Annotated in this window: 15 protein-coding genes, 1 pseudogene and 1 riboswitch; of the genes and pseudogenes, 6 read left to right on the top strand and 10 right to left on the bottom strand. The window is 65.0% G+C overall.

Going from position 1 to position 25,303, the window contains the following annotated elements; genetic code table 11:
- Positions 1–13: 13 nt before the first annotated feature.
- Complete coding sequence (locus C7450_RS09480; RefSeq protein ID WP_110374186.1) at positions 14–757, bottom strand: ABC transporter permease; 744 nt, start codon at positions 755–757, stop codon at positions 14–16.
- A 305-nt stretch (positions 758–1,062) separates the two neighbouring features.
- Positions 1,063–1,165: riboswitch (TPP riboswitch) on the bottom strand.
- 395 nt (positions 1,166–1,560) lie between these two features.
- On the opposite strand from C7450_RS09480, the gene C7450_RS09475 reads away from it, so the two are divergent.
- Both C7450_RS09475 and ggt read left to right on the top strand, forming a co-directional pair.
- Complete coding sequence (locus C7450_RS09475) at positions 1,561–2,736, top strand: lytic murein transglycosylase (RefSeq protein WP_110374185.1); 1,176 nt, start codon at positions 1,561–1,563, stop codon at positions 2,734–2,736.
- Between the two features lie 1,053 nt (positions 2,737–3,789).
- Complete coding sequence (ggt, locus tag C7450_RS09470) at positions 3,790–5,574, top strand: gamma-glutamyltransferase (RefSeq protein ID WP_110374184.1); 1,785 nt, start codon at positions 3,790–3,792, stop codon at positions 5,572–5,574.
- 77 nt (positions 5,575–5,651) lie between these two features.
- Here the strand turns inward: ggt and C7450_RS09465 are convergent, their stop codons facing one another.
- Together C7450_RS09465 and C7450_RS09460 are read right to left on the bottom strand one after the other, a co-directional pair.
- Positions 5,652–6,911, bottom strand: a complete 1,260-nt coding sequence (locus C7450_RS09465; protein WP_210206408.1) for a GGDEF domain-containing protein — start codon at positions 6,909–6,911, stop codon at positions 5,652–5,654.
- 223 nt (positions 6,912–7,134) lie between these two features.
- A complete protein-coding gene (locus tag C7450_RS09460) occupies positions 7,135–10,899 on the bottom strand; it encodes a vitamin B12-dependent ribonucleotide reductase (RefSeq protein ID WP_110374182.1) in 3,765 nt (1,254 codons plus the stop codon).
- Between the two features lie 832 nt (positions 10,900–11,731).
- Here C7450_RS09460 and C7450_RS09455 point away from each other — a divergent pair.
- Together C7450_RS09455 and C7450_RS09450 are read left to right on the top strand one after the other, a co-directional pair.
- The gene (locus C7450_RS09455; protein ID WP_110374181.1) at positions 11,732–12,136 is read left to right on the top strand and encodes an NADH:ubiquinone oxidoreductase subunit NDUFA12; all 405 of its coding nucleotides are present in this window, start codon (positions 11,732–11,734) and stop codon (positions 12,134–12,136) included.
- Between the two features lie 200 nt (positions 12,137–12,336).
- A pseudogene (locus C7450_RS09450) lies at positions 12,337–12,739 on the top strand (DUF2155 domain-containing protein); the annotation flags it as partial.
- 77 nt (positions 12,740–12,816) lie between these two features.
- Here the strand turns inward: C7450_RS09450 and aat are convergent.
- The 6 genes from aat to C7450_RS09420 all read right to left on the bottom strand — a co-directional run bounded on the left by aat (position 12,817) and on the right by C7450_RS09420 (position 18,421).
- Positions 12,817–13,485 carry a leucyl/phenylalanyl-tRNA--protein transferase gene (gene aat, locus C7450_RS09445; RefSeq protein ID WP_110374179.1) on the bottom strand — a complete coding sequence of 223 codons (669 nt, stop codon included), beginning with the start codon at positions 13,483–13,485 and terminating at the stop codon, positions 12,817–12,819.
- A gap of 116 nt (positions 13,486–13,601) precedes the next feature.
- Positions 13,602–14,969 (bottom strand): acetyl-CoA carboxylase biotin carboxylase subunit, encoded by a 1,368-nt coding sequence (gene accC / locus C7450_RS09440; protein ID WP_110374302.1) that lies wholly within the window; start codon positions 14,967–14,969, stop codon positions 13,602–13,604.
- An 8-nt stretch (positions 14,970–14,977) separates the two neighbouring features.
- Positions 14,978–15,448, bottom strand: coding sequence for an acetyl-CoA carboxylase biotin carboxyl carrier protein (accB, locus tag C7450_RS09435; RefSeq protein ID WP_110374178.1), 471 nt, complete (start codon positions 15,446–15,448; stop codon positions 14,978–14,980).
- Complete coding sequence (aroQ, locus tag C7450_RS09430) at positions 15,445–15,939, bottom strand: type II 3-dehydroquinate dehydratase (protein ID WP_110374177.1); 495 nt, start codon at positions 15,937–15,939, stop codon at positions 15,445–15,447. Before aroQ ends, accB begins: the two co-directional genes overlap by 4 nt.
- Before the next feature lie 264 nt (positions 15,940–16,203).
- Positions 16,204–16,989 (bottom strand): DsbA family protein, encoded by a 786-nt coding sequence (locus C7450_RS09425; protein ID WP_110374176.1) that lies wholly within the window; start codon positions 16,987–16,989, stop codon positions 16,204–16,206.
- A 52-nt stretch (positions 16,990–17,041) separates the two neighbouring features.
- Positions 17,042–18,421 (bottom strand): M48 family metalloprotease, encoded by a 1,380-nt coding sequence (locus tag C7450_RS09420; RefSeq protein ID WP_245449557.1) that lies wholly within the window; start codon positions 18,419–18,421, stop codon positions 17,042–17,044.
- A 211-nt stretch (positions 18,422–18,632) separates the two neighbouring features.
- On the opposite strand from C7450_RS09420, the gene C7450_RS09415 reads away from it, so the two are divergent.
- Positions 18,633–19,832 carry a pyridoxal phosphate-dependent aminotransferase gene (locus tag C7450_RS09415; RefSeq protein ID WP_110374174.1) on the top strand — a complete coding sequence of 400 codons (1,200 nt, stop codon included), beginning with the start codon at positions 18,633–18,635 and terminating at the stop codon, positions 19,830–19,832.
- Positions 19,833–20,313: 481 nt separating this feature from the next.
- On the top strand, positions 20,314–21,816 hold the full coding sequence (locus C7450_RS09405; protein ID WP_110374172.1) for an MDR family MFS transporter: 1,503 nt from the start codon (positions 20,314–20,316) through the stop codon (positions 21,814–21,816).
- A gap of 100 nt (positions 21,817–21,916) precedes the next feature.
- On the opposite strand, the gene C7450_RS09400 is transcribed toward C7450_RS09405, so the two are convergent.
- On the bottom strand, positions 21,917–24,859 hold the full coding sequence (locus C7450_RS09400; protein WP_110374171.1) for an Rne/Rng family ribonuclease: 2,943 nt from the start codon (positions 24,857–24,859) through the stop codon (positions 21,917–21,919).
- Between the last annotated feature and the right edge of the window lie 444 nt (positions 24,860–25,303).

Below are 25,303 nucleotides of genomic sequence, written 5' to 3'. Positions count from 1 at the left end.
TACAGGGCTTCGATCAGGTGTCGTTGGACCAGGGCGTGAGATAGGGGGTGATGCCGTCGACCGCGGCCCGCATGGCCAGCGTCAGGGCGGCCAGCACCAGCATGGCGGCGAACATCGTCTCGGTCTGCATGCGGGCATTGGCCTGGACCATGACGAAGCCAAGCCCCGCCGAGGCGCCCACCCATTCGCCGACGACCGCGCCAAGCGGAGCGAGCGGTGCCGCGACCTTGAGACCGGAAGCAAGGGCCGGCAGGGCGAGCGGCAGACGCACGTGAATGAGCGTCTGCCAATGAGTCGCCGTGGTCAGGGCCGTCGCATCGAGAAGGTCGGGGTCGGTGCGCCGGAGGCCGTCGGCAAAGGCTGAAGCCACGGGGAAGAAGATGATGATCGTCGTCATCACCACTTTGGAGGCCAGCCCGAAGCCGAACCACAGCACGAGGACCGGCGCGAGTACAAAGACGGGGAAAGCCTGCAGGACCAGCACGAGCGGCCATACGAGCCGGCCGAGACGGGGGAGGGCGGCGATGGCAAGGGCTGTGGCGATGCCGAGGGCAGCCCCGAGCCCGAAGCCGGCGAGGATCTCGGTCAGCGTGACGAGGCCGTTCGTCAGGAGGAACGACGGCTGGCGCAGGAAGACGGCGGCAACGTCAAGGGGCGGCGGCAGGATATAGGCCGGCGGTCGGGCGATCGATACCAGCGCCTGCCAGGCGATGACGAGCGTTGCCGCGATCCGCAGCGGAGTGAGGGCGACGCGCACGCTGGCCCGCCTTCACGAGCTGGGGCGGCGCGGCAGGCCGCGGGCGAAGGCTGGACGCTGTCTGGCAAGGCACATGGCGGGATCCCCAGCGAGAAAGCCAGTGGAGCGAATCTGACATGTGAGTCCCGCCTGACATGAGGCTCCGGATCAAATGTCAGATTCAGAAGCTCCCCTAAAACCAATAACTTGCTAGTGGTTCTTGTGACGCCGACATTTGCTCCGAGGCCCGTATCGGGCGGATGCAAATGTCGACGACGAACCACTAGGATCCGGGCGAGGCGAAGAAGAGAGCGGGGGGTGGCGGCAGTTGCCCCATGTTCCGTTCCTACGCCGGCATCACCCGGATCAGGTTCAAGGGTCCAGCTCACCGCTATCTCAGTGCCGTGCGGCACGCCCCTCGGAATATGACAACTCTATGGGAAATGCCTGAACAGCTGTCAAGCTGGGGGCTCTGGCCGATCGAGGCCGCCCCGCGGCAGCCCGAGCATCGTCCGGTCTCTCGGAGGGAGACGGGGTGCGACCAGGCTGCTGTTCTCCCCCATAAATTGTCCTGAAGAACACGATTTCGGGAATATGCTCCGCGCCCGGAGGTATCGCGCGCGCATCGGCTGGCGATCGGCGAGCGTGCCGAACTTCTGCCGGCGCAATGCGTTTTGTTTGATCGGGCTCGCGGTCAGGATCAGCGAGGCTTCAGGATCAGCGAGTCTTGCGTCGCGGCTGGCGATGGTAAGATTTTGAAAGGATTAACCATGATAGCCTGCGCGAAAGCATGGTGAATCTCGTTAGATCGGTAGGAATGGTATATGCGGCACATGGTCCTGATCGCGACGGCCTGGATGATGGGTACGGGCGCTGCGGCGGCGAATTTCACGCAATGCATCGGTCAGCTGAGGGCTGATGCGGCGCGCTCCGGCATCAGCCAGAACGTGATTGCCCAGGCATTGGCCATCAATCAGCCCGATGAGAAGGTGTTGCGGCTGTCCAAGGTGCAGCCGGAGTTCAAGACCCCCATCTGGGACTACATGGGTTTCCTCGTCGACGAGGAGCGCGTGCGCGACGGTCAGGCCATGATGCGCAAATATGATCGCATTCTGCGCGCCGCCGAGCAGCGTTTCGGGGTCGATCGCCACGTCATTGCGGCCGTGTGGGGTGTCGAGACCAATTTCGGGTCTGAGGCGGGCGACAATTTCCTTCCGCATGCGCTCGCCACGCTCGTGTGCGAAGGGGGGCGTCGCGAGGCCTTCTGGCGTGGCGAACTGATGGCCGCGCTCAAGCTGGTGGATCACGGAGATCTCACGCTCGACGAGCTCTATGGGTCGTGGGCCGGCGCCTTCGGCCAGACCCAGTTCATTCCCACCACCTACCAGCGGCTGGCGGTGGATTTCGACGGTGACGGCAGGCGCGATCTCGTCAAATCGGTCGCCGATGCGCTCGGATCGACAGCCAACTACCTGAAGCGGGCGGGCTGGCGCACGGGGCAGCCGTGGATGATCGAGGTCGTCGTGCCATCGGGCTACAAGGGGCCGACGGGGCGCAACACCCGTGCCTCGCTGGCCACCTGGGCGGGCCGGGGCGTGACACGCGCCGATGGCCGCCCGTTGTCAGGTGGCGGGGAGGCAGGTCTTCTGCTGCCGGCCGGACCTAATGGGCCGGGCTTCCTCGTCTATCCCAATTTCAACGCCATCTATGCCTATAATCAGGCGGAATCCTACGCGCTGGCGATCTCGCATCTCGCGGATCGGATGGCTGGCTATCCCCCGCTGCGGACGCCATGGCCCACCGATGATCCCGGCCTGTCGCGCGCCCAGCGGCTCCAGTTGCAGAAGCTTCTGGCAGCGCGCGGCTATGACGTGGGCGAACCGGACGGGAAGATCGGTGCGCAGTCGCGCGCGGCCATCGCCGCCGCCGAGCAGGCGGCAGGCATGCCGCCGACGGGGCGCGCGGGCAGCAAGATCTATCGTGCGCTCGGTGGCCGGTAAAAGGGCGGTGCGGTATTTATTTGAAAGCGCAACCTCGTTGCAGGAGGGCGCGTTCAAATACAGTCTATCACCCCCGACTTCGCGTATTTCGAGCTCATGCATGCGATAATGACTTGAAGAACGCGAAGTTGGAAAGCCGGCTAAATTCATCGGCCGGTTCTGCTCCAGCTCGCGAGGACACGCGGTGTGTGCGCGACGTGTCGCGACGCGAGCGCGTCGCGCGAGACGGCCGGTCTAGAGCGCGTTTCGCTCTGATTGCATCAGTTCGGCGCTCCAACCTCTTTTATTTCAAGCATAATCTTATCGATCCTCATTTCACTCCGGTCGGATTATGCTCTAACGGGCTCTCTCGCCGATCAATGGATCGGCGATGGTTGCCGCCTGTCGCCCGACATCCGGCCGGGGCCCTGCCCGATGCCGTATGACGGGCGAGGGCAGGCGGCGTTGAAGCCGATGGCCCCTGACGTTGCGGGCTCGTTGCGTCCGCGCCACTTCCTCGGATCGCCTGCGCATTGACGCCGCCGCTCTCCGGCGGGGGCGCAGGTCCCCCTGCCGTCCATGCACAGACTGTCCACAGGCGACGATGCTTGTCCGCCGCTGGGCCGTGCTGGCAAACCGGCCGGAACAGGCCCGGGGATCCTGGGTTTGGGGATTCATTCCCCGTTATCCATAAGCGTCCCTTTGGATTGTCATGGAACAAACAGTGAATTAATGAGAACAAATAGAATACATAAAGGAGCAGGACGATGGTTCAGTGGATCTTCGGTCGGGTTATCGAACTCGCCTCTCTTGGCCTTTTTGTCGGCATGATCGGGGTTTGGGCGAGCGCGCTCGGACTGCCGGCGTGAGTGCCACAGAATCCTACTCGACAGATTCAGTTGCGGAGGCGATGCTCACGCCGGCACTGCGGACAGGTGTGTGAAGCGTCTCGCTTTTCGATTGTTTTCTGCTTTCGCTATTCCCGGTGATTGGCGAGAGGCCAGGTAAAGTCGGTATCGCGCCCCTTGTCTCCGTGCCCCAAAGCCGTTTGGTCAAGGCACGGGGGATCATCGCATGAGCCAGTTTCGACATCGGTGCGCGTCCATCTTCGGCATAGGCAGGGCGGCACTGCTCGGACTTTCTGTTGCGGCGCTCGGGGTGCCCTCAGGCGTCGCGGCCCAGACGCTCGCGCCCGCTCCTGAAGGGGCGACTGTGCGCACGAGCCGCAATCTCGGCGAGGCGCATCAGTTCATGGTGGCCGCCGCCAATCCGTTGGCCGCCGAGGCAGGGCGCGAGATCCTGCGGGCCGGCGGCAGCGCGGTTGACGCGGCCATCGCGGTGCAACTGGTGCTCAATCTGGTGGAGCCGCAGAGCTCGGGCCTCGGCGGCGGCGCCTTCATGCTGCACTGGGATGCGGCCAAACGCGCGCTCCTGACCCTCGACGGCCGCGAGATTGCGCCGGCCTCGGCGACGCCGGAGCTCTTCCTGACGGCGGACGGCAAGCCGATGCCCTTCATGGAGGCGGTTGTCGGTGGCCGTTCCGTGGGCGTACCCGGCACACCGCGTCTGCTGGAGGCCGCCCACAAGCGCTGGGGACGATTGCCATGGGCGCGGCTGTTCGAGCCGGCGATCCGGCTGGCCGATGAGGGCTTTGCCATCTCGCCGCGACTGAACGGCCTGCTCAGCCAGGAGCAGGCTTTGCGCGCCGATGTGCGGGCGCGTGCCTATTTCTATGGCGAGGATGGCAATCCGAAAGCGGTGGGCGCCGTGCTGAAGAGCCCGGCCATGGCGGCCACGCTGCGGACGCTGGCGCGCGACGGCATGGATGCCTTCTATTCCGGAGCCATCGCCGAGGACATCGTCGCCACCGTTGCCGGCCATGCGAAAAACCCCGGCGGCATGACGCTGGCCGATCTCAAGTCCTATGCCATCGCCGAACGTCCCGCGGTCTGTCATCCCTACCGAGTCTATACGGTCTGCGGCATGGGGCCGCCGAGCTCCGGCGGTATCGGGGTTGCCCAGATCCTGACGACGCTCGCGACGCGCGATCTCGCGCGCATGGGGCAGGGCGCCGAGGCCGTGCATTGGATCGCCGAGGCCGGTCGCCTCGCCTATGCCGACAGGGCGCAGTATCTCGGCGATCCGGATTTCCTCGCGGTGCCGGTGCGCGGGCTCCTCGATGCGGATTATCTGCGCGATCGCGCCGCATTGGTGCGGCCGGACCGGTCCATGGGCAAGGCTGCGGCCGGTGAGCCGCCCTTTGCGCGCCGGTCGCAGTTGCTCGCGCCCTCGGACGGCGTCGAAAACGGCACCAGCCATATCTCGGTGGTCGATGCGACAGGGAACGCGGTGTCGATGACGACGACGATCGAGAGTGGCTTCGGCGCCCGCATCATGACCGCGAGCGGCTTCCTCATGAACAATGAGCTCACTGATTTCAACTTCGCGCCGAGCGAGGCGGGCAAGCCCGTTGCGAACAGAGTCGAGCCCGGCAAGCGGCCGCGCAGTTCCATGGCCCCGACCATCGTCTTCGATGCCTTTGACAGGCTCTTCGTGATCACGGGCTCGCCTGGCGGCAGTCAGATCATCAATTTCGTTGCGAAGACGCTGGTTGCCATTCTCGACTGGAAGCTCGACCCGCAGGTCGCGGTGGACTGGCCGAATGTCGGCAGCCGCAACGGGCCAACCGAACTTGAGGCGGGAACCGAGGCGGAAGGCTGGAAGGCGCCCCTGGAAGCGCTGGGCCATCAGGTCTCGGTCGCGCCGATGACGTCCGGCACGCAGGCGATCGTGCTCACGCCGTCGGGCTTCCTCGGCGGTGCCGACAGCCGGCGGGAAGGCGTTGCGATCGGTGATTGAGCCGCGCGCCTGAACTGTGGGGCGAGACCGCGACCGGTCTCGCCAGGACAGATGCGGTGGGCCGGCCGGCGCGCCTCTCAATTGTCCGATGCGCCGCCATGGGCGGATCGGGGCGGGAAGCCATTGCGCCCCCGGCTCGGAAAAATCGCGATATTGCTTCCGCTTGGGGGCACGGACGGCAAGGGATCACCCTCCTGCGTCACCCGGTTACGGCCCTCGCTCTTGGAGCGGTAGAGCGCCGCGTCGGCGGCTGACAGGATTTTTGGGGCGTCATAGCCGTGGGCCGCCGAAGCGGCGATGCCGGCACTGACGGTAACGCCGTGACCATCACAGGACGGCCGGACGGCTTCGACGAAGGATATCCTGATCCTGTCCGCGACGAGGCGTGCGTCATCGGCGCTTGCGCCGGGCAGCAGGGCGGTGAATTCCTCGCCGCCCATGCGAAACAGCAGGTCGCTCGACCTGAGGTAGCGGGTCGCGATCTGGCTGAATTGCACGAGGATCGCATCGCCCATCGCATGGCCGAACGTGTCGTTGACCGCCTTGAAATGATCGAGGTCGAAAGCGATGGCGGCGATCGGCTCCTGCGTCGTGGCATGCCGACGCAGGAGCTGCAGGCCGCGCAGTTCGAAGCCACGGCGATTCAAGGCTTCCGTCAAGGGATCGATCAGCGCCTCGCGTCGATGCTCGAAGCCGATTTGCTCCTTCATGAGGGCGGCGGCGATGAAGGCCATGCCGAGCATGAAGATAAGCGTCTCGAAGGCCAGAACCATGTTCCAGTTCCAGGCGGTCAGGAAACCGCTCTCGGGAAGGGGGAGGTTCGGCGCGTCGATTGTCCGGATAATGAAAACCATGCCATGGACGCAGAGCAGCGCGACCCCGGGAAGGCGAGAAGCCAGTTCACCACGCCCACGTCCGCGCCAGAGCTCCCAGGCGGCTGCGAAGGAATAGGCCGCCACGATACCCGAGACGAGCATGACCCTGAGGGGCAGGACTTCCAGAAATGCCGGTATCGAACAGGCGCAAAGCCAGATGAGAGCGCCAACGGATAAGCCGGCCCATTGCGTGGGACGTCCGTCGAAGGCGCGCGCGCCCTGCCAGGCCGCGCCATAGCCCAGCAGAATGAAGCCGTTCCCTGTGATGATCCCCATGGTGTCGGGCAAGGCATCGCGCGCTGCCAGAAGCGCGACGCCGATGCCGACCAGGAAATAGCAGCTCGCCCACAGGACCAGCGGGCGTCGGTTGCGGTGCTGCAGTGCCGAGAAGCTGAGCCACGCGCCAACAACGATCGTAATGAAAACCACCACGATCAAGAGGGTACGTATGTCGAGCATCATCGGGTGGCCAGTCTCTGTTCGTCCAACCTGACGGCCAGGCCGTCTGATCGAAGCCGCCTCTGGTGCCCGCCACAACGGCCTTCGATTTCCGTGCTTGTAGCGCACGTAGCATACCATGCAAGGGGGCGGTGCAACGGGTGGCCTCTCGCGATCGCGCTACAAAAAATGGCCGGGACGAGCCCGGCCATGACAGTGTCTGGATTGGACGGATGCAGCCTGACGCTCAGCTGCAGCCGGTGGTCGAGCCGCAGGTGTCGCATTTCAGGCAGGTGCCGTTGCGCACCAGCGTGAAGTTGGCGCATTCGGGGCAGGATTCGCCCTCGTAACCCTTCATCCGCGCCTCGGCCCGCCTGTCGGACAGGCTGAGCTGCTGGTTGGCGGGCGCCGCGAAGCCGAGCGACGCGAAGGCTTCATCGCCGACGGGCTCGTCATCCGCCTCAGGCTCGCTTTTCAGGGCGACCGCACCGGTGCCGGCGAAAGCGACCACCGTCCCGTTCGCCGGCGGGGCCGAGGGGCTGGAAGGCTTGGCTGCATCGCGCTTGTCGCCGGGTATCGTCAAGAAGTTGGTCGGCTTGCCGCGCACAAACCCCTTCGAGATCACCTGCTGGCTTTGTGGCGGCGTGCCCTCCGGGGCCTTCGCCTGGTTTTCGCCCTTGCCGATGACGTCGAAGCCGATTTCGCTCGGATCGACATGGGCGAGGTCGTAGCGCGAGAGATAGGAGATCGCCAGTTCGCGGAAGATGTAGTCGAGGATCGACGTGGCGTTCTTGATCGACTGGTTGCCGGCCACGAAGCCCGCCGGCTCGAAGCGGGTGAAGGTGAAGGCCTCCACATATTCCTCGAGCGGCACGCCGTATTGCAGGCCGAGCGACACGGCAATGGCGAAGTTGTTCATCATCGCCCGGAAGGCGGCGCCTTCCTTGTGCATGTCGATGAAGATCTCGCCGAGCCGGCCGTCGGTATATTCGCCGGTGCGGAGATAGACCTTGTGGCCGCCGATGACGGCCTTCTGCGTGTAGCCCTTGCGACGATCCGGCATTTTCTCGCGCTCGCGCACACGCTCGACGCGCTCGATGATCTTCTCGACGATGCGCTCCGCCACCTGGGCGGTTCTCGCCGCGGTGGGCTGGGCGAGCAGGGCCTCGACGGCATCGTCGACCTCGTCCTCTTCCTCGTTGATGAGGGCGGAGTTGAGCGGCTGTGACAGCTTGGAGCCGTCGCGGTAGAGCGCGTTGGCCTTCAGGGCCAGACGCCAGGACAGGAGATAGGCCTCCTTGCAGTCCTCGACCGTGGCGTCATTCGGCATATTGATGGTCTTGGAGATCGCACCCGTGATGAACGGCTGGGCCGCGGCCATCATGCGGATATGGCTCTCGACCGACAGATAGCGCTTGCCGGTGCGGCCGCAGGGGTTGGCGCAGTCGAACACGGGATAATGCTCGGTCTTCAGATGCGGCGCGCCTTCCAGCGTCATCGCTCCGCAGATGTGGATGTTGGCGGCCTCGATGTCAGCCTTCGAGAAGCCGAGATGGGCAAGGAGGTCGAAGCTCGGCTCGGCCAGGCGCTCGGCCGGGACACCGAGGGTGCCCGTGAGGAAGTCCTCGCCGAGCGTCCATTTGTTGAAGACGAACTTGATGTCGAAGGCGGACTTCATGCCGGCCTCGACGGCGGCGATCTTCTCTTCGGTCAGCCCCTTGGCCGCGAGCGTCGTCTTGTTGATGGCCGGGGCCTGGGCGAGTGAGCCATGGCCGACGGCATAGGCCTCGATCTCGGCGATTTCCGATTCGCGGTAGCCGAGCGAGCGCAGGGCATCCGGCACTGCGCGGTTGATGATCTTGAAATAGCCGCCACCGGCGAGCTTCTTGAACTTCACGAGCGCAAAGTCCGGCTCGATGCCCGTGGTGTCGCAATCCATGACGAGGCCGATGGTGCCGGTCGGCGCAAGCACCGTCGTCTGCGCATTGCGGTAACCATGCGCCTTGCCGAGCGACAGCGCCTTGTCCCAGGCGGCCACCGCATGGGCGACGAGGTTCGTGCCGAGGTCGCCGACCTTCGCGGCCGAGGCATGGTCGAGCGGCACAGGGTCGGTCGCCAGCTTCTCATAGCCGGCGGCTTCGCCGTGCGCGGCGCGGCGATGGTTGCGGATGACCCGCAGCATATGCTGAGCGTTCTTCGCATAGCCGGGGAAGGGGCCGAGCTCCTCAGCCATCTCCGCTGAGGTCGCATAGGCAATGCCCGTCATCACCGCGGTGATGGCGCCGGTCAGCGCACGCGCCTCATCGGAATCATAGGGCAGGCCCATCGTCATCAGCAGGCCGCCGATATTGGCATAGCCGAGCCCGAGGGTACGATAGCGGTAGGAGAGCTCCGCGATCTCCTTCGACGGGAACTGGGCCATCGTCACCGAAATCTCGAGGACGAGCGTCCACAGTCGGCACGCGTGCTCAAAGGCTTCCACGTCGAAATGGCGCGCCGAGCGGTCATAGAACTGCAGCAGGTTCGCGGAAGCGAGATTGCACGCCGTGTCGTCGAGGAACATGTATTCCGAACACGGGTTCGACGCGACGATGGGGCCGGAGGCCGGGCAGGTGTGCCAGTCGTTGATGGTGGTGTGGAACTGGATGCCGGGATCGGCCGAGGCCCAGGCCGCGTAACCGATCTTCTCCCAGAGATCGCGCGCCTTCAGGGTCTTGACGGGCTTGCCGGTGAGGCGCGCCTTCAGCGTGAAGTCGCCATCGGCCTCGACCGCCTTGAGGAAGTCGTCGTCCACGCGCACGGAGTTGTTGGAATTCTGGCCGGCGACGGTCGCGTAGGCCTCCGAATCCCAGTCGGTGTCGTAGACGTCGAAAGAGATGTCCGTGTAGCCCTGCCGCGCGAACTGGATGACGCGCTTGATGTAATTGTCCGGCACGAAGGCCCGGCGGGCGAGCTTGATCTCGCGCTTCAGCGCCGGGTTCTTCTCCGGGTCATAGCAGGAGTCCGGCTTGTCGCCGCCTTGCGATTCGCAGTTGACGCAGGCCCTGAGCACGGCCTTGAGGTGTTTCTGGCAGGCCTTGGAGCCGGCGACGAGCGCGGCGACCTTCTGCTCTTCCTTCACCTTCCAGTCGATATAGGTCTCGATGTCGGGATGGTCGACGTCCACCACCACCATCTTGGCCGCGCGGCGCGTGGTGCCGCCCGACTTGATGGCGCCGGCGGCGCGGTCGCCGATCTTGAGGAAGGACATGAGGCCGGACGAACGGCCGCCGCCCGACAGCTTCTCCCCCTCTCCGCGCAGCTTCGAGAAGTTGGAGCCGGTGCCGGATCCATATTTGAAAAGCCGGGCCTCACGCACCCACAGGTCCATGATACCGCCCTCGTTGACGAGGTCGTCGCTCACGGACTGGATGAAACAGGCATGCGGCTGCGGGTGTTCGTAGGACGACTTGGATTTGGTCAGCTTGCCGGTCTTGAAGTCCACATAATAGTGGCCCTGGCTCGGCCCGTCGATGCCATAGGCCCAGTTGAGGCCGGTGTTGAACCATTGCGGCGAGTTGGGCGCCACCATCTGGCTCGCCAGCATGAAGCGCAGCTCGTCGAAGAAGGCGCTGGCGTCGGCTTCACTTGAAAAATAGCCGCCCTTCCAGCCCCAATAGGTCCAGCAGCCGGCAAGCCGGTCGAATACCTGGCGGGCAGACGTCTCGGACGTGTAGCGCTCGGCCTCGGGAAGATCCGCAAGCGCCTCGGTGTCCGCCACCGAACGCCACAGGAAGGACGGAACGTCGTTTTCCTCGACGCGCTTCAGGCGGGCCGGCACACCGGCTTTGCGGAAATACTTCTGCGCGATGACATCGCTGGCGACCTGACTCCAGCTCACGGGAACATCGAAGGCGTCGAGCTTGAACACCGTCGATCCATCCGGATTGCGAATCTCGCTCGTCGCGGCGCGGAACGCGATGGAGGAGTAAGGGGATTGTCCCTCTTCGGTGTAACGCCGCTCGATCCGCATGGTGTAATCCCTTTGGCGGTCGCCCGCCGTCTCTCAATATGGGGGTGGCTCGCCATGCACCAAGCTTGAACGCGGCGGACAGGAGCACCGGGGGGATGCTTCATCCGCGCCCCGCCCTGCGGGCGAAGCCCGGAAGGGAAGGCAGCGTCAGGCCTCGGTACCGACAGGGCCCGGGGGGACATTCAGACACGCAGCAGCCCGCACGCTGTCTCGCAACACCGTCTGCCGCTGAACTCATTTGTGAAACTTATTCCGAGATGCGTCAGCAGAAACGCGGCTAACGCAATGTGGCTGGAAGTTAGTGCGATCCGGCCCCGTGCGTCAATATCTAGGGGGTTCAAGTTTTCTGACGCGCAATCTCTAGAGCTGTTGTCCTGCCTTGCCGTCGTTTGAGCACCACTACAATAAACGCGCCTGATGATGATGGGAAACAACGCTTTTCCCCATTCCTGGGGATAGCGGCCCCAGCGTCACCATTTGTTCACCATAATCGAATTGTCCACCTCCATCCCCATGGGGCTGGACCCGACGCGCCCGATTGAGTGGCCTTTCGGCGATTCCCGCTCGACTGCGTCCCATGCCTGTGGCAGCGCTTTCAGGCGAATCGCAGCGCCATGCCAGGCTGATATTCGCGGGATATCGACAGAGCCGGCGTGCTTGCGGATGGTGGGTCCCTGCGAGATCCCGCGCCGGCCGGTGGATCCCCGCGGCGGCGCGTTGCGCGGGACGGTCGCCGGGGAGACAAGCTGTCATACTGGACAAAGTACCCATGACGGGGCCATAACCACGGCGACGATCGTCGGCTCGGGCCCGGCCTCTGGGATATGTGGTGATGAAAGACTTTCTCCTGCGCGTCTTCACCTGGTGGAACAAGCAGACCTTCGGCACGCAGCTCTGGACGTGGCGGTATGGCGAGCGCGTCGGCCAGGATGAGTTCGGCAACACCTATTATCGCACGAAAGGTGGCGCCAAGGACCCGGCGCTTGGCTTCGAACGGCGCTGGGTGGTCTATGCCGGCTATGCCGAAGCCTCCGAGATCCCTCCGGGCTGGCATGGCTGGATGCACCACACCACCGATGTGCCGCCGACGCAGGATGGCTATGTAGCCCGCGAGTGGCAGCGGCCGCATCGCCCGAATATGACAGGCACGCCCGAGGCCTATCGCCCGGCCGGTTCGACGCTGGCCGAGGGGCGCCGTCCGCCCGCAACCGGCGACTATAGCCCCTGGACCCCCTGACCGGCCGTCTCATCGCCACAATATGGGCCAGCACGGCCGTTATCGTCTGTCACGGGGACGCGTTGCGCCGCCTCACGCCGGTCCTGAGGGGCTATGACGCAGGCAGCAATTCGCATCTCGGGGGCTGTCGCAAGGGGCGCCGGAAGGTGTATGCAGTCATATCCGCTTCCCTCAAGACCGAGCCGCGATAAGATAGCACGATGAATTTCAAGCTCCTGCCCGCCGTTGCCTTGGCGGTGGCCTGTCTCGCTGCGGCCAGCGATGGTGCCAAGGCGGATCGAATCAAGAATCCCATCGCGGTATTCTCGGGGCTCGACAAAATTACCGGCCGAATCGTCTCCTTCGAGGCGGCCGTTGGCGAGACTGTCCAGTTCGGGGCCCTGCAACTCACTCCGCGCGCCTGCTATACGCGTCCCGCGACCGAGACACCCAATACCACGGCCTTCGTGACCGTGGACGAGGTCACGACAGCCAGCAACGAGCGCAAGCGCATCTTCTCCGGATGGATGTATGCTGCAAGCCCCGGCCTGCACGGCATCGAGCATGCCGTCTATGACATCTGGCTGACCGACTGCGAGGGCGGCACGGACGTGATCGTCGACCCCAAGGAAGGGGGCAGCGAAGCTCAGCCGCCGGAGACGCCTGATACGCGCGGCCCGCCGCCGGCGCGTCGCTGAGGCTCAAGCCCTCGCGGCCAGTTCCGCCAGGGCGGCACGCCCCGGGATGGACACGCCCGGAGGCCAGCTCCACCATTCGCCCTGCAGCGCGAGCGCGGCCTCAAGCTGCGCCATATAGACCTTCCGCGGCACGGCAAGCGCCCCGAAGCGCGCGAGATGGTCTGTGACGAACTGGGTATCGAGCAGGGTGTAGCCGCCGCGCTTCAAGCGCGCGACCAGATGGACAAGGGCGACCTTGGAGGCGTCGCGCTGGCGGTGAAACATGCTCTCGCCGAAAAAGGCAGAGCCGAGCGAGACGCCATAAAGCCCTCCGACGAGGCGGCCGCCGTCGCGGACCTCCACCGTGTGGCAATAGCCGAGGTCGAACAGATCGCCGTAGAGCTGGCGGATGCGACTGTTGATCCAGGTTTCCTCGCGGCCGTCGTCAGGGGCGGCGCAACCGGCGATCACGGCGTCGAAATCCTCGTCGACGGCGATTGCGAAACGGTCCGCTGCGACCGTGCGCGCCAGGCGTTGCGGGATATGGAAGCCCTCGAGAGGAATGATCCCGCGCTCCTTCGGCTCCACCCAGAAGAGGCCGGGATCGTCGGCATGCTCAGCCATGGGAAAAAGCCCGCTCGCATAGGCCTTGAGCAGGATCTCCGGCGTGATCTCGACCGACGACCGATTCATCGCGGTGCTACACCGTGATAGGAGCGAAGGGGGCGCAGTTGACCCCATTCTTTGATAATGCGAGAAAAATCAATAAGATCCGCCGATCTTCTGATCTGACGCCTTCGCATTGCGCGTCAAACGGACCCCATGATCTCGTCGACGCCGCCGTCATCGAGGAAATGCTCCAGCCAATGGATGTCGTAGACGCCGTTCTGAATGTCCTGATTGCGCACGAGAGTGCGGAACAGCGGCAGGGTGGTCTCGATACCGTCCACCACGAATTCATCCAGCGCGCGCCGCAGCCGCATCAGGCATTCGGTTCGGCTGCGTCCGTGGACGATGAGCTTGCCGACGAGCGAATCATAATGCGGGGGAATGCGGTAGCCTTGGTAGACGGCCGAATCGACACGCACGCCGAGACCGCCCGGCGGGTGGAAATAGGTGATCATGCCGGGGGATGGACGGAACGTCGCGGGATGCTCGGCATTGATCCGGCATTCGACCGCATGTCCCTCGATCTTGACGTCCTTCTGCTGGATCGACAGCGGGTTGCCGGCCGCGATGCGGATCTGCTCATTGACCAGATCGATCCCGGTGATCATCTCGGTGACCGGATGCTCGACCTGGATGCGCGTGTTCATTTCGATGAAATAGAACTCGCCGTTCTCGTAGAGGAATTCGACGGTGCCCGCGCCGAGATAGCCGAGCTTCTGCATGGCCGTCGCGACGACCGCGCCGATCCGCTCACGCTCGGAATGATTGAGCGCCGGCGAGGGGCCTTCCTCCCACACCTTCTGGTGGCGGCGTTGCAACGAGCAGTCGCGCTCACCGAGATGGATCGCGTTGCCCTTGCCGTCGCCGAGCACCTGGATCTCGATATGGCGCGGCTTCTCGAGATATTTCTCGATATAGACCGCATCGTCGCCAAAAGCCGCGCGGGCTTCGGCGCGGGCCGTCGCCAGCGCATGGTGCAGGTCCTCGGGCGTGTGCGCGACCTTCATGCCGCGCCCGCCGCCGCCGGCGGCGGCCTTGATGAGAACGGGATAGCCGACTTCGGCCGCGACCCGCGTCGCTTCCTCGTCGCCGGTGATGCCGCCGTCGGAGCCCGGCACGCAGGGGATGCCGAGACTGCGCGCCGTGCGCTTGGCCTCGATCTTATCGCCCATCAGACGGATATGCTCGGCTTTCGGGCCGATGAAGGTGATGCCGTGGTCACTCAACACCTCGGCGAAATGGGCATTCTCCGAAAGAAAGCCATAGCCGGGATGGATGGCGTCGGCGCCCGTAATCTCGCAGGCGGCGATCAGGGCCGGAATGTTGAGGTAACTCTCGCGCGCCGCCGGCGGGCCGATGCAGACGCTTTCGTCCGCGAGCCGCACGTGCATGGCGTCGGCATCCGCGGTCGAATGCACGGCGACGGTCGCGATGCCGAGTTCCTTGCACGCCCTCAAGATGCGGAGCGCGATTTCTCCGCGATTGGCGATGAGGATCTTGTCGAACATCGGCATGGTCATTCGATCACAAGGAGTGGCTCGCCGTATTCCACCGGCTGCCCGTCCTCGACCAGAATGGCGGTCACGGCACCTGCGCGCGGCGCAACGATATCGTTGAAGGTCTTCATGGCCTCGACGAGGAGGAGCTTATCGCCCTTCTCGACGCGCGTGCCGATATCGACGAAGGGCTTGGCGTCCGGCGAGGGCCGGAGATAGGCGGTGCCGACCATCGGCGAGGTGACGCTGCCGGGGTGATGCGCGTCCGGCTTGGCAGGCGCAGAGACCGCGGCCGGAACGGGGGCCACCGGGGCAGGCGCCGCCGCCACAGGCACATGCACCGCCGTCGTCACGTTGCGCGCCACGCGAATGCGCAGGTCCCCCTTCTCGACTTCGATCTCGGTGAGATCCGTCTCGGCAATCAGGCGCGCCAGTTCGTGTACGAGTTCAGGATCAATCGGGCTTTGCTTGGCGGTGGGCAGTTTCGTCATTGCGGGGTCCCGGTAGTCTTGGCGGCAGTCTTCGTTGCGTTGGTGCTATCGCGCTTCTCGAGGATAGGCACGAGCGCGTCAAAGGCCAGATCGTAGCTCGCTGCGCCGAAGCCGCAGATGACCCCGATCGCGACTGCTGCGATGGTGGAATGGTGGCGAAAGTCCTCACGCGCATGCACATTTGACAGATGCACTTCAATGGCGAGGGCGTCGACGCTTTTGATCGCGTCGCGCAAGGCGATGGAGGTATGGGTGTAGGCCGCGGCATTCAGAATGATGCCGGCCCCGGCGATCCCTGCCTCCTGGATGAAGGTGACGAGATCGCCTTCGCTGTTGCTCTGGCGGAAGGTCAATGCGACGCCGCCACGCGCCGTCGCGCGATCATTGAGGCGTTGCTCGATATCAGCGAGGGTCAGGCTGCCGTAGGTCTGCGGCTCGCGCCGTCCCAGCAGGTTGAGGTTGGGGCCGTTAACGACGTGGATCGCGACCATATCGGCTCTGCGGTTGTGCCAAGCCGCAAGAAGCGTCTCGGCGGATTGAGTTCACGGGCAGGAGCGTTCCGATGGCAATGGACCATCGTTGCCGCAATCGAGCTGCCAACAGATTCCCGAGCACGACGGCCGTTTTTCATTCCATCGCAAGGGCGCGTCTTAGCGCGAACCGCGTGCCAGGGGAAGAGCATGCTTCTTCAACGGCAACCGTTCCTTGGGAACGGCTGCCGCCGCCAGCGCTCTTCCGCCGCTTTATCGACCGGATCAGGAGCAGGCGGTGCGCCCGCACTGCCGGACCGAGGCGATCGCCTGTTGCAGCGGGGCATGGCCGACGGCGCCGAAGACGACGTCCTTGCCAAGGACGAAGGCCGGCGTCCCGGTCAACGAGAGCCTGTCGCCGAGCGCCAGCGTTTCCCGGATTTCGGCCTTGCGCGCGTCGGAAGTGGCGTCCTTCTGGAGGCGGGCCATATCGAGCCCCATCTCCTTGGCAACCGCGATCGCCTGCTCTTTGCCGACCAGCCCCTTCGCGCCCATCAGGCGGGTGTGGTAATCGAAGAATTTGGCACCCGGGAGCTGGTGCTGAGCGGCCCGCGCATAGAGGGCGGCATCAAGCGATTCGGGGCGCAGGATCGGGAAATCCTTGAGAATCACGCGCAGATTGGGATCCTGCTTCACGAGCTGGGCGACATCGTCGAGCGCGCGCTTGCAGTAGCCGCAGTTGTAGTCGAAAAATTCGACCAGGGTCACATCACCCTTGGGGTTGCCGACAACGATATTGCTTTCGGCGTCGTAGAGCGCCGTCATCTCGCCCGCGACGGCGTCTTCCTGCGCCTTGCGCTGGTTGTCCTGCTGGCGCCGCTCGAGTTCAACCATGGCCTCCTGGAGAACCTCGGGGTTGCGGAGGAGATAGTCGCGCACGACCTGCTCGATGGCCGTCTTCTCCGTGGCCGACAGCTCTGCGGCCGCGGCTGACGTTTGCATGAGCGACGGCGCCGCCAGCAGTGCCACGATGGCGACGGCAGCGGCGCGCGGAAGGAATGAAAAGCGCATCCACGATATCCAATCTGTCAAAGACATTCACACCCTGTGCGCCCGGATTGTGTCACTTACCCGGCGGCCGCTCCGGTTGATAGGCTAAAATGTCATCGGCGCGCAGCCAGGCCGGTGAATTCGGCTTGAGCTTGGCCTTGGCGCGGGTTGCCTGGGTCGCGGCCTGGTCCCATTCGCCACGCGCGAAATAGTATTGGCTCGCTGCCAATTCGGCCATGCCGATGTCGCCCTTGCGCGCATAGGCCGTCGACAGATCACGGAAGGCGTCGGCGAGCTCCGGCTCGCGCTGCGTCGCGTTCGACAATTCGCGGATGGCCTGGTCCACGACGCCCGGATCACCGGAGGCCACCATGGCGCGGCCGAGCATCGCGCGAATCAGCGCCGACGATGGGGTGAGGGCGACGGCCTGGCGCAAGGGCGCGATGGCCTCGCGCGCCCGGCCGCTCTCCAACAGGGCCTGGCCCTTCATCTCCCAGAAATACGGGTTCTTCGGCTGCTCCCGCAAGAGCTCATCCATCAGGGTCACGGCCTGGCTGGAACGGGCGGTCCGGTAGGCCATAATCGCCCGGGCATAGCGCGCCGCCACGGATCGATCGCTGGGGGGATAGCGACGCATGACCGTCTCCGGCCGCTCGGTGAAACCGGACAGTTTGGCGCGCATCAGTTCATGCCGGGCGACGAGCGCCGCTGAATCCTTGGCGTCGTAGGCCGGGCTCTTTTTTGCCAACTGCTCCAACGCTGCCATACGCTCCTTGGGGAGGGGATGGCTGAGGACGTAAGGGTCGAGCCCCGATGTGCGGAACAGGGAATTGTCGTCCATGCGCTTCATCGTATCGAGCAGGCCTTTGGCCGATTGCCCGGTGGCCGTGAGATAACGCACGGCGGCCTGGTCCGCGGCCTGCTCCTCGGAGCGCTGGTAGGAGAGCAGGTTGCGACGCACCAGCTCCTGGGATCCCGCCAGAACCCCGCCGGCGCCGACGCCGCCCTGGCCGACACGTCCGCCGGCGGAGCCTGCCAGCGCGCCCGCGCCCGCGAGCATGCCGACGACCGACAGGATCTTGGCATTGGCGATCTGCTGATGCAGCCGCGCCAGATGGCCACCGGCGATGTGGCCGCTCTCATGGGCGAGCACGCCGATGATCTCGTTGGGCGAACGTGATTCGATCAGCGCGCCCGTGTTCACGAAAATCTTCTGCCCGTTGGCGACGAAGGCGTTGAAGGTGGGGTTCTGGATGAGGATGACCTTGACCGCGCTGACGCGTATGCCTGCGGCCTTCAGCACCGGCGTGGAATAATCCATCAGGAGTTTTTCGATTTCCGCGTCGCGGACCACCTGGGTCCGCTCGCCGCTTTGCGCCTGGGCGGCGACGGGCGCCAGAACCAGGGCCAGACAGGTGACGCCCGCCACCGCATCCCGCGCGGCGGGGGCCACCGCCGCCAACGGGGACAGAAAAGACCGGGGGAAACGGAGAGCTCGAGAAAAACGCATGCTGATGGAACGCAGTTTGTCTTTGATCAGAGATGGAATGGCGCGTCAGTTGGGCGTGACGTCATGCTATCGGGACAAATTGAAGAAATTCAGTCAAATCAGAAAGCCGTCATCGCGATTGGCGCCAAATTTTTGCAAGGATCACTTTTTTATCATGATCGAGCCCAAGTCTTCCGTTCCCGCCGCATGGCCAGGCCCCTGTCTCGCGACACGGATGGCCGCAGTGGCACCGTTCCTGGCCATGGATGTTCTGTCGGCTGCCAAGACCAAGGAGCGGGCAGGGGACAGTGTGATCCACATGGAGATCGGCGAGCCGACGGCGGCCGCGCCGCGTCTTGCACGGGAGGCGGCCCAGGCCGCGCTCGCCATCGGCCGTATCGGCTACACCGAAGCCCTTGGCTTGCCGAGTCTGCGCGCGGCGATCGCCAGCCACTATCGCCGGCTTTACGGCCTCAGCCTGGCGCCCGAACGCATCGCCGTGACGACGGGCTCCTCCGGCGGCTTCGTGCTCGCCTTCCTCGCGCTGTTCGAGCCCGGCGCCAGGGTCGCCATCGCCTCGCCGGGCTATCCTGCCTATCGCAACACATTGCTGGCCCTCGGCCTCGAGCCGGTGCCCGTTCCGGCCAATGCCGCATCCGGCTGGGTCATTGAGGCGGCGGCGCTGCGCAGGATCCACGGGGAGGCGCCTCTGGCAGGGGTCCTGACGATGAGCCCGGGCAACCCGACCGGCACCGTCATGGGGCGGGAGGCCCTGCGGGCGGTGGGGCAGACCTGCCGGGAACTCGGCCTCTGGTTTATTTCCGACGAGATCTACCACGGCCTTACCTATGAAGCGCCGGCGGAAACGGCGCTTGCCTTCGACGACGATGCCATCATCGTCAACTCCTTCTCCAAATATTTCTGCATGACGGGCTGGCGCATCGGCTGGCTGGTGATGCCGGAGCGGATCGTGCGTCCGATCGAGCGGCTGGCGCAAAATCTCTTCATTTCCCCGCCCTACCTCAGTCAGGTCGCCGCCGAGGCGGCCTTCGGTGCGGCCGAAGAACTGGAGATGATCAAGGCGGGATACGCCGCCAACCGGGCCTTGCTCCTCAACGAGCTGCCCGCCCTGGGGCTCGACCGGCTCGCGCCGGCCGACGGCGCTTTTTATGTCTATGCCGACGTCTCGCGCTTCACGAATGATTCCCTCGACTTCTGCCGGCGTCTGCTCGCGGACACGGGCGTGGCGGCGACGCCCGGGCTCGATTTCGATCAGGACGAAGGCCATCGCTATCTCCGGCTGTCTTTTGCGGGCTCCGAGGCCGATTGCCGGGGTACTGTTGAGCGGCTACGCAACTGGTTGCCGCATATTTGAGATGAACGGCGATATTCGAGCGCCCCGGAATGACGCCATGGGCCTCATCGCGACGGTCCTCATCTCGACGATTTCTCTCTGCTCGTGACGGGGAAGCATATCCGTCGAACCTGTTGGCGCATCCTGTATTCGCCGATGCTGCGATCCTCGGCGCCGAGATCGAGGGCCGTCTCTCGGAGGACGCCATCGTCGCCGCAAATTATGTCACGGAGCTGCGCGGGGCGGCGACGAGCCAGGCGGTGCTGGCAGGCCTGCGGGTGAACTGGCGATCGCGTCTTGCGCCCTCTGACGACCGGCGACGTTCGCCGGGGGGCTGCTCCCAGCACGCAGGCTCCCGGCAACATGGCAGCCTCCCGCTCATCGCAGATCGCATCCCCGTTTCAATCTGTTATAGACAGCGGGCCTCATGGGTCGCACCCGTCTCGTTTCCAGGACGTCGATTGCCGGCCGCGACGGCAGAGGGAAACGACCAGGGACCGTCATGAATATCGCACCGCCAGCCCAACACGGCACCCTGACCCATGCTGAGGTGGTGTCGATCATCGTAGGCGTGATGCTGGCGATGTTCCTGGGCGCGCTCGACCAGACAATCGTCGCCACGGCGATGCCGACCATCGGCCGTGCCCTCGGCGATGCCGTCCATCTGCCATGGGTCGTGACGGCCTATCTCCTGGCGGCGACGGCGGTGACGCCGCTCTATGGCAAGTTCAGCGATGTCCATGGCCGGCGTATCACGCTGCTTGTGGGCATCGGCATCTTTATCATCGGATCCGTGCTGTGCGCCCTGGCGCCGACGATGCTCACGCTGATCATCGGCCGCTTCATCCAGGGGCTCGGCGGCGGCGGGCTTATCGCGCTCGCGCAGACGATCATGGGCGACATCACCTCGCCGAAGGAACGCTCGCGCTATCAGGCCTTCATTGCGTCTGTGTTTCTCTCCGCAAGCGTGCTCGGGCCCCTGCTCGGCGGCTTCTTCGCCGATAAGCTGCACTGGTCCCTGATCTTCTGGATCAACCTGCCCCTCGGACTCGCCGCGTTTCTGATGACGTATCGCCTGCTGCGCAAGCTGCCGCGGCACGAACGCAAGCACCGCATCGACGTCCTCGGCGGCATCATCCTGCTGGCGGCGACCGTTTCGCTGATGCTGCTGCTCAACTGGGGCGGCATCACCTATCCCTGGCTTTCATTCGAGATCATAGGCCTCGGTGTGCTGTCGGTGGTGTTCTGGATCGCCTTCGTCGTCAGGCTGCATGCGGCGCCCGAGCCTTTCCTGCCTTTGTCGCTGCTCAAAAACCAGGTGGTGCGCACCGGCAATATCTCGACCGCCTTTTCCATGGGATCGTTCATCGGCCTGTCGATCTATCTGCCGGTCTATCTGCAGACGGTCTATGGCTTCAGTGCCGGGGCAACGGGTGTCGTCCTGATACCCTTGATGGCGGGAACGGTGTGCGGGGCGTTCATCTCCGGCGCACTGATGCCGAAGGTCAGGCACTACAAGCGGCTGCCGATCGTCGGCCTGTCGTTCTCAACGTTGGGGCTGATCGTCCTGGCGCTTCACCCGGAACCCATGCCGCTCATCGCCCTGGAGGCCATCTTCATCATCGTGAGTGTCTCGCTCGGGACCTCGCTACCCGTGACCACCATTTCGATCCAGAACGCAGTGCCGCTGTATCAGCTTGGCATGACCATGGGTTTGATGAACTTCGCGCGTCAACTGGGCGGCGCGATCGCCGTGGCCATTTTCGGCGCCATCGTGTTCGGCCTGCTGTTGCACGGTGGTGGGGCGGGCGGTGGGGCGGGCATGAGCCACGAGAACCTGTCGGCCGCCTTTTCCGGCAGCACGGCGGATTTCGCACCGGCGTTCCGCTGGGTTTTCGTCGCGGCAGCCGTCTGTTTAGGCGTTGCTCTCCTGGCCCTGATCCGCATGGAGGAGCGCCCGCTGCGAAGCACCATCGGCGAGACGCCGCCGCATGTGATGGAGTAGCACCGGATTCTCCATGAAAAAGGGCAGCTCGCGCTGCCCTTTTCTATTTCACATGCAGAGGTCCGCCACCTCGCGTTGATAGTCGTCTCCGCGACGGGGCCTAACTACCCGTGATGGTCGCCTTGGCGCGCGACCACCAGCCAGTACGCTTCGGGCGATTGTCCTTGGGCTGGGCGGCGGATGGTGTCTCTTCTCCAGCGGGAGCCGCGGCCGGCGCCTCGGTTGCGGCCGTCTCGCCCGCCGGCGCCGCCTGCGCAGAAGCATCTGCACCCGCGTCTTCCGTACCTGCGACCGCCTTGGCCTTCGACGCCCGCGGGCGTGCGGTTGCCGCGGCCTTGCGGGGTGCGCGCGCGCCCTTCTTCTTTGCGGGCACCGTCTCGTCCTCTCCGGCTAACGCGGCGACCGGCGCAGTCTCCTCGACAGGAGCCTCCTCAGGAGCCTCCGCGCGGGGAGCGACCGCTTCGCGCGCAACGGCAGTCTCCTTGGTGCCGGCAGCCTTCTGGGTCTGAGCCTTGCGGCGGCGAGGCTTGGCCTTTGCGGGGCTCTCGGCGCTGGGAGCGGGCTCCGCGGGCGCCTCAAGCGTGGCCTCTGCCGGTGCGGCCGCGACCTCAGCCTTCACGGCCTTGCTCGAACGACGGCGCCTCGGTTTGGCGGGAGCCTCGACCACCGCTTCGACCACAGCTTCAACCTCTGGGGCGACGGCCACGACCGGCTCGGCCGTTACGGCAGCCTCCTCGGCGGCCGACCCTGCATCGGCGGTTGCGTCAACGGCCGGCACCTCGCCCTGGACTTCCCACTGGGCCTCCCCGGCGGCAAGCGCGTCGGCCTCATCCTCGGCGTCGGCGTCGTCCTCTGCGCCATGCTCTTGCCCTTCAGCCTGGACGCCGTTGACCGGCTGATCACCGCGATGCTCACTACCGCGGCCACCGCGCCGGCGCCGCCGGCGGCGGCGGCGGCGGCCGCCCTCCTCGCCGAGGGCGCCCTCGCTTTCGCGGCGCTGGTCATCGTGCGGGCGCGCCCCGGCCGGAGCGGCCTGGGCGCTCTCGGCCAAGGCTTCCTCGCCTTCGGCTTGCTCCTCTTCGTCCTCTTTCTCGGCGACGGGCTCTTCCTCTTCCTCGGGGATGATGGTGTCGACCTGAACGCGCGCCGGAAGCATCGAGGGCTCGGGCTTGACGGCGAGCTCGCCGCGTTCAAGCGCGAAATGCGTCGCGCCGATGAAGCTTTCATCAGCGACCACGGTGATCGTCACGCCGAAGCGCATCTCGAGGTCACGCAGATGACCGCGCTTCTGGTTGAGAATGTAGAGGGCGATCGTCGCCGGCGTCTTGATGGTGACGTTGTGCGTGGCGCTCTTCAGCAGGGTCTCTTCGACGGAACGCAGGATATGCAGGGCGATCGAGGGTGTCGCGCGCACGAAGCCGGAACCCGCGCAATGCGGGCAGGGGACGGAGGAGCTCTCGAGCACGCCCGTGCGGATGCGCTGGCGCGACATTTCCATCAGTCCGAAGGCCGAGATGCGGCCGACCTGGATCCGCGCGCGATCGTCCTTGAGGCAATCCTTCAGCTTCTTCTCGACCGCGCGGTTGTTGCGCTTTTCCTCCATGTCGATGAAGTCGATGACGATCAGCCCGGCGAGGTCGCGCAAGCGCAGTTGCCGTGAAATTTCTTCGGCAGCCTCGAGATTGGTCTTGAGTGCCGTGTCCTCGATATTGTGCTCGCGGGTCGAGCGCCCGGAGTTCACGTCGATCGAAACGAGGGCTTCCGTGGGATTGATGACGATGTAGCCGCCGGAGCGCAGCGTCACCTGGTTCGAGAACATGGCATCGAGCTGGGACTCGACGCCATTGCGCACGAAGAGCGGAAGGTTGTCGCGGTACGGCTGGACGGCCTTCGCATGGCTCGGCATGAGCATGCGCATGAAGTCCTTGGCCTCGCGATAGCCTTCCTCGCCGGACACGTGAACTTCGTCGATGTCCTTGTTGTAGAGGTCGCGGATGGCGCGCTTGATGAGCGAGCCTTCCTCATAGACGAGGGCAGGGGCCGTGGACTTCAGCGTGAGTTCGCGCACGCTTTCCCAAAGGCGCAGCAGATACTCGAAGTCGCGCTTGATCTCGGCCTTGGTGCGCAGGGCGCCGGCCGTGCGCAGGATGATCCCCATCCCATCCGGCACCTCGAGCTCCTGCGCCATTTCCTTCAGGCGCTTGCGATCAGCCGCATTGGTGATCTTGCGCGAAATGCCGCCACCGCGCGCGGTGTTCGGCATCAGGACGGAATAGCGACCGGCGAGCGACAGATAGGTGGTGAGGGCTGCGCCCTTGTTGCCGCGCTCTTCCTTCACGACCTGGACGAGAAGAACCTGGCGGCGCTTGATCACTTCCTGGATCTTGTACTGACGACGCAGCGGACGCTGGCGGCGGTCAGGCAGTTCCTCCGAGGCATCGGCGGATCCGCCGACCTGCTCGACGATATCGTCCTCATGGGCGGCATCGTCACCGTCTTCATCGGAGCCTTCGGAGGTTTCGCCCGAGGCGTCCGGAGCCGGGAGATCGCCCTCGCGATGATCATCGTTGCGTGCGACATCGACATCCGCGGAGACGGCCGTGACGCCGTCCTCGTCGCCGGCAGGTGCCTCCTCGCCCCTGTCTGCCGGGGTCGCCTCAGCGCTGACCGCTTTATCGTCGTTGCGGCGGCGCTCACGGCCGCGCGAACTCCGGCGGTTGGCGGCGCGCTCCTCGTCGCGCTCGGCATCACGCTCGGCCTGCGCTTCCTCTTCGATCAGCGCCTGACGGTCCGCGACCGGGATCTGGTAATAGTCGGGGTGGATCTCGCTGAAGGCCAGAAAGCCATGGCGGTTGCCTCCGTACTCGATGAAGGCTGCCTGCAGCGAAGGCTCCACACGCGTGACCTTGGCAAGATAGATATTGCCACGCAGTTGTTTGCGGTTGGCTGACTCGAAATCGAACTCTTCAACCTTGTTTCCGCGAACCACGACCACCCGGGTCTCTTCCGGGTGGGCCGCATCGATAAGCATCTTGTTGGCCATTGCTAACTCTCGTAAGGGCGGCCGTCGCGCGGAGAGTCATAGGTCTGGACGTCTTGGTGCTGAAGGCCATGGCGCCGCTGTCGAGCGACGGCCTGCCAATCCGGAACAATCTGCCAGTCCAACCCGCCGGAGCGGCGGTGACACGCGAAAGCACGCTGACGCGCCGGGGGAGGCCGGCGCCAGTTGGATGCGAAGGGTGAAATGCACAAGGGTCTGGAAGACGCGGGCAGTTTTGAAACGCGGACGGGTGCGCAACAGCCGCTGCCGCATCAGCGACGGCGAGCCTTGTTGCGAGGCGTGCCCGATCCGGGGAACTGCCCATATCCTCCAAGCCTTTAACTCACGGATCCCACCCAATCCGGAGACCGGATCGGGCGAGCGGCCACGGCGACACCGCGGCCCTTATTTCAAATCCGTACCGATGTACCGGGCTGGCAGGGGCAG

Origin of the sequence: Chelatococcus asaccharovorans (assembly GCF_003201475.1) — a bacterium.
Classification (GTDB): domain Bacteria; phylum Pseudomonadota; class Alphaproteobacteria; order Rhizobiales; family Beijerinckiaceae; genus Chelatococcus; species Chelatococcus asaccharovorans.
This window is presented reverse-complemented; position numbering and strand designations above follow the sequence as displayed.

What these genes read in the sequence shown, in the direction of transcription:
- C7450_RS09455 (WP_110374181.1), top strand. Translation starts at nt 11,732, where the DNA reads ATGAAAGACTTTCTCCTGCGCGTCTTCACCTGGTGGAACAAGCAGACC.
- accB (WP_110374178.1), bottom strand. Translation starts at nt 15,448, where the DNA reads ATGACGAAACTGCCCACCGCCAAGCAAAGCCCGATTGATCCTGAACTC.
- C7450_RS09465 (WP_210206408.1), bottom strand. Translation starts at nt 6,911, where the DNA reads ATGATGCTCGACATACGTACCCTCTTGATCGTGGTGGTTTTCATTACG.
- ggt (WP_110374184.1), top strand. Translation starts at nt 3,790, where the DNA reads ATGAGCCAGTTTCGACATCGGTGCGCGTCCATCTTCGGCATAGGCAGG.
- C7450_RS09415 (WP_110374174.1), top strand. Translation starts at nt 18,633, where the DNA reads ATGATCGAGCCCAAGTCTTCCGTTCCCGCCGCATGGCCAGGCCCCTGT.
- C7450_RS09405 (WP_110374172.1), top strand. Translation starts at nt 20,314, where the DNA reads ATGAATATCGCACCGCCAGCCCAACACGGCACCCTGACCCATGCTGAG.
- aroQ (WP_110374177.1), bottom strand. Translation starts at nt 15,939, where the DNA reads ATGGTCGCGATCCACGTCGTTAACGGCCCCAACCTCAACCTGCTGGGA.
- C7450_RS09475 (WP_110374185.1), top strand. Translation starts at nt 1,561, where the DNA reads ATGCGGCACATGGTCCTGATCGCGACGGCCTGGATGATGGGTACGGGC.
- C7450_RS09460 (WP_110374182.1), bottom strand. Translation starts at nt 10,899, where the DNA reads ATGCGGATCGAGCGGCGTTACACCGAAGAGGGACAATCCCCTTACTCC.
- accC (WP_110374302.1), bottom strand. Translation starts at nt 14,969, where the DNA reads ATGTTCGACAAGATCCTCATCGCCAATCGCGGAGAAATCGCGCTCCGC.
- C7450_RS09400 (WP_110374171.1), bottom strand. Translation starts at nt 24,859, where the DNA reads ATGGCCAACAAGATGCTTATCGATGCGGCCCACCCGGAAGAGACCCGG.
- C7450_RS09425 (WP_110374176.1), bottom strand. Translation starts at nt 16,989, where the DNA reads ATGCGCTTTTCATTCCTTCCGCGCGCCGCTGCCGTCGCCATCGTGGCA.
- aat (WP_110374179.1), bottom strand. Translation starts at nt 13,485, where the DNA reads ATGAATCGGTCGTCGGTCGAGATCACGCCGGAGATCCTGCTCAAGGCC.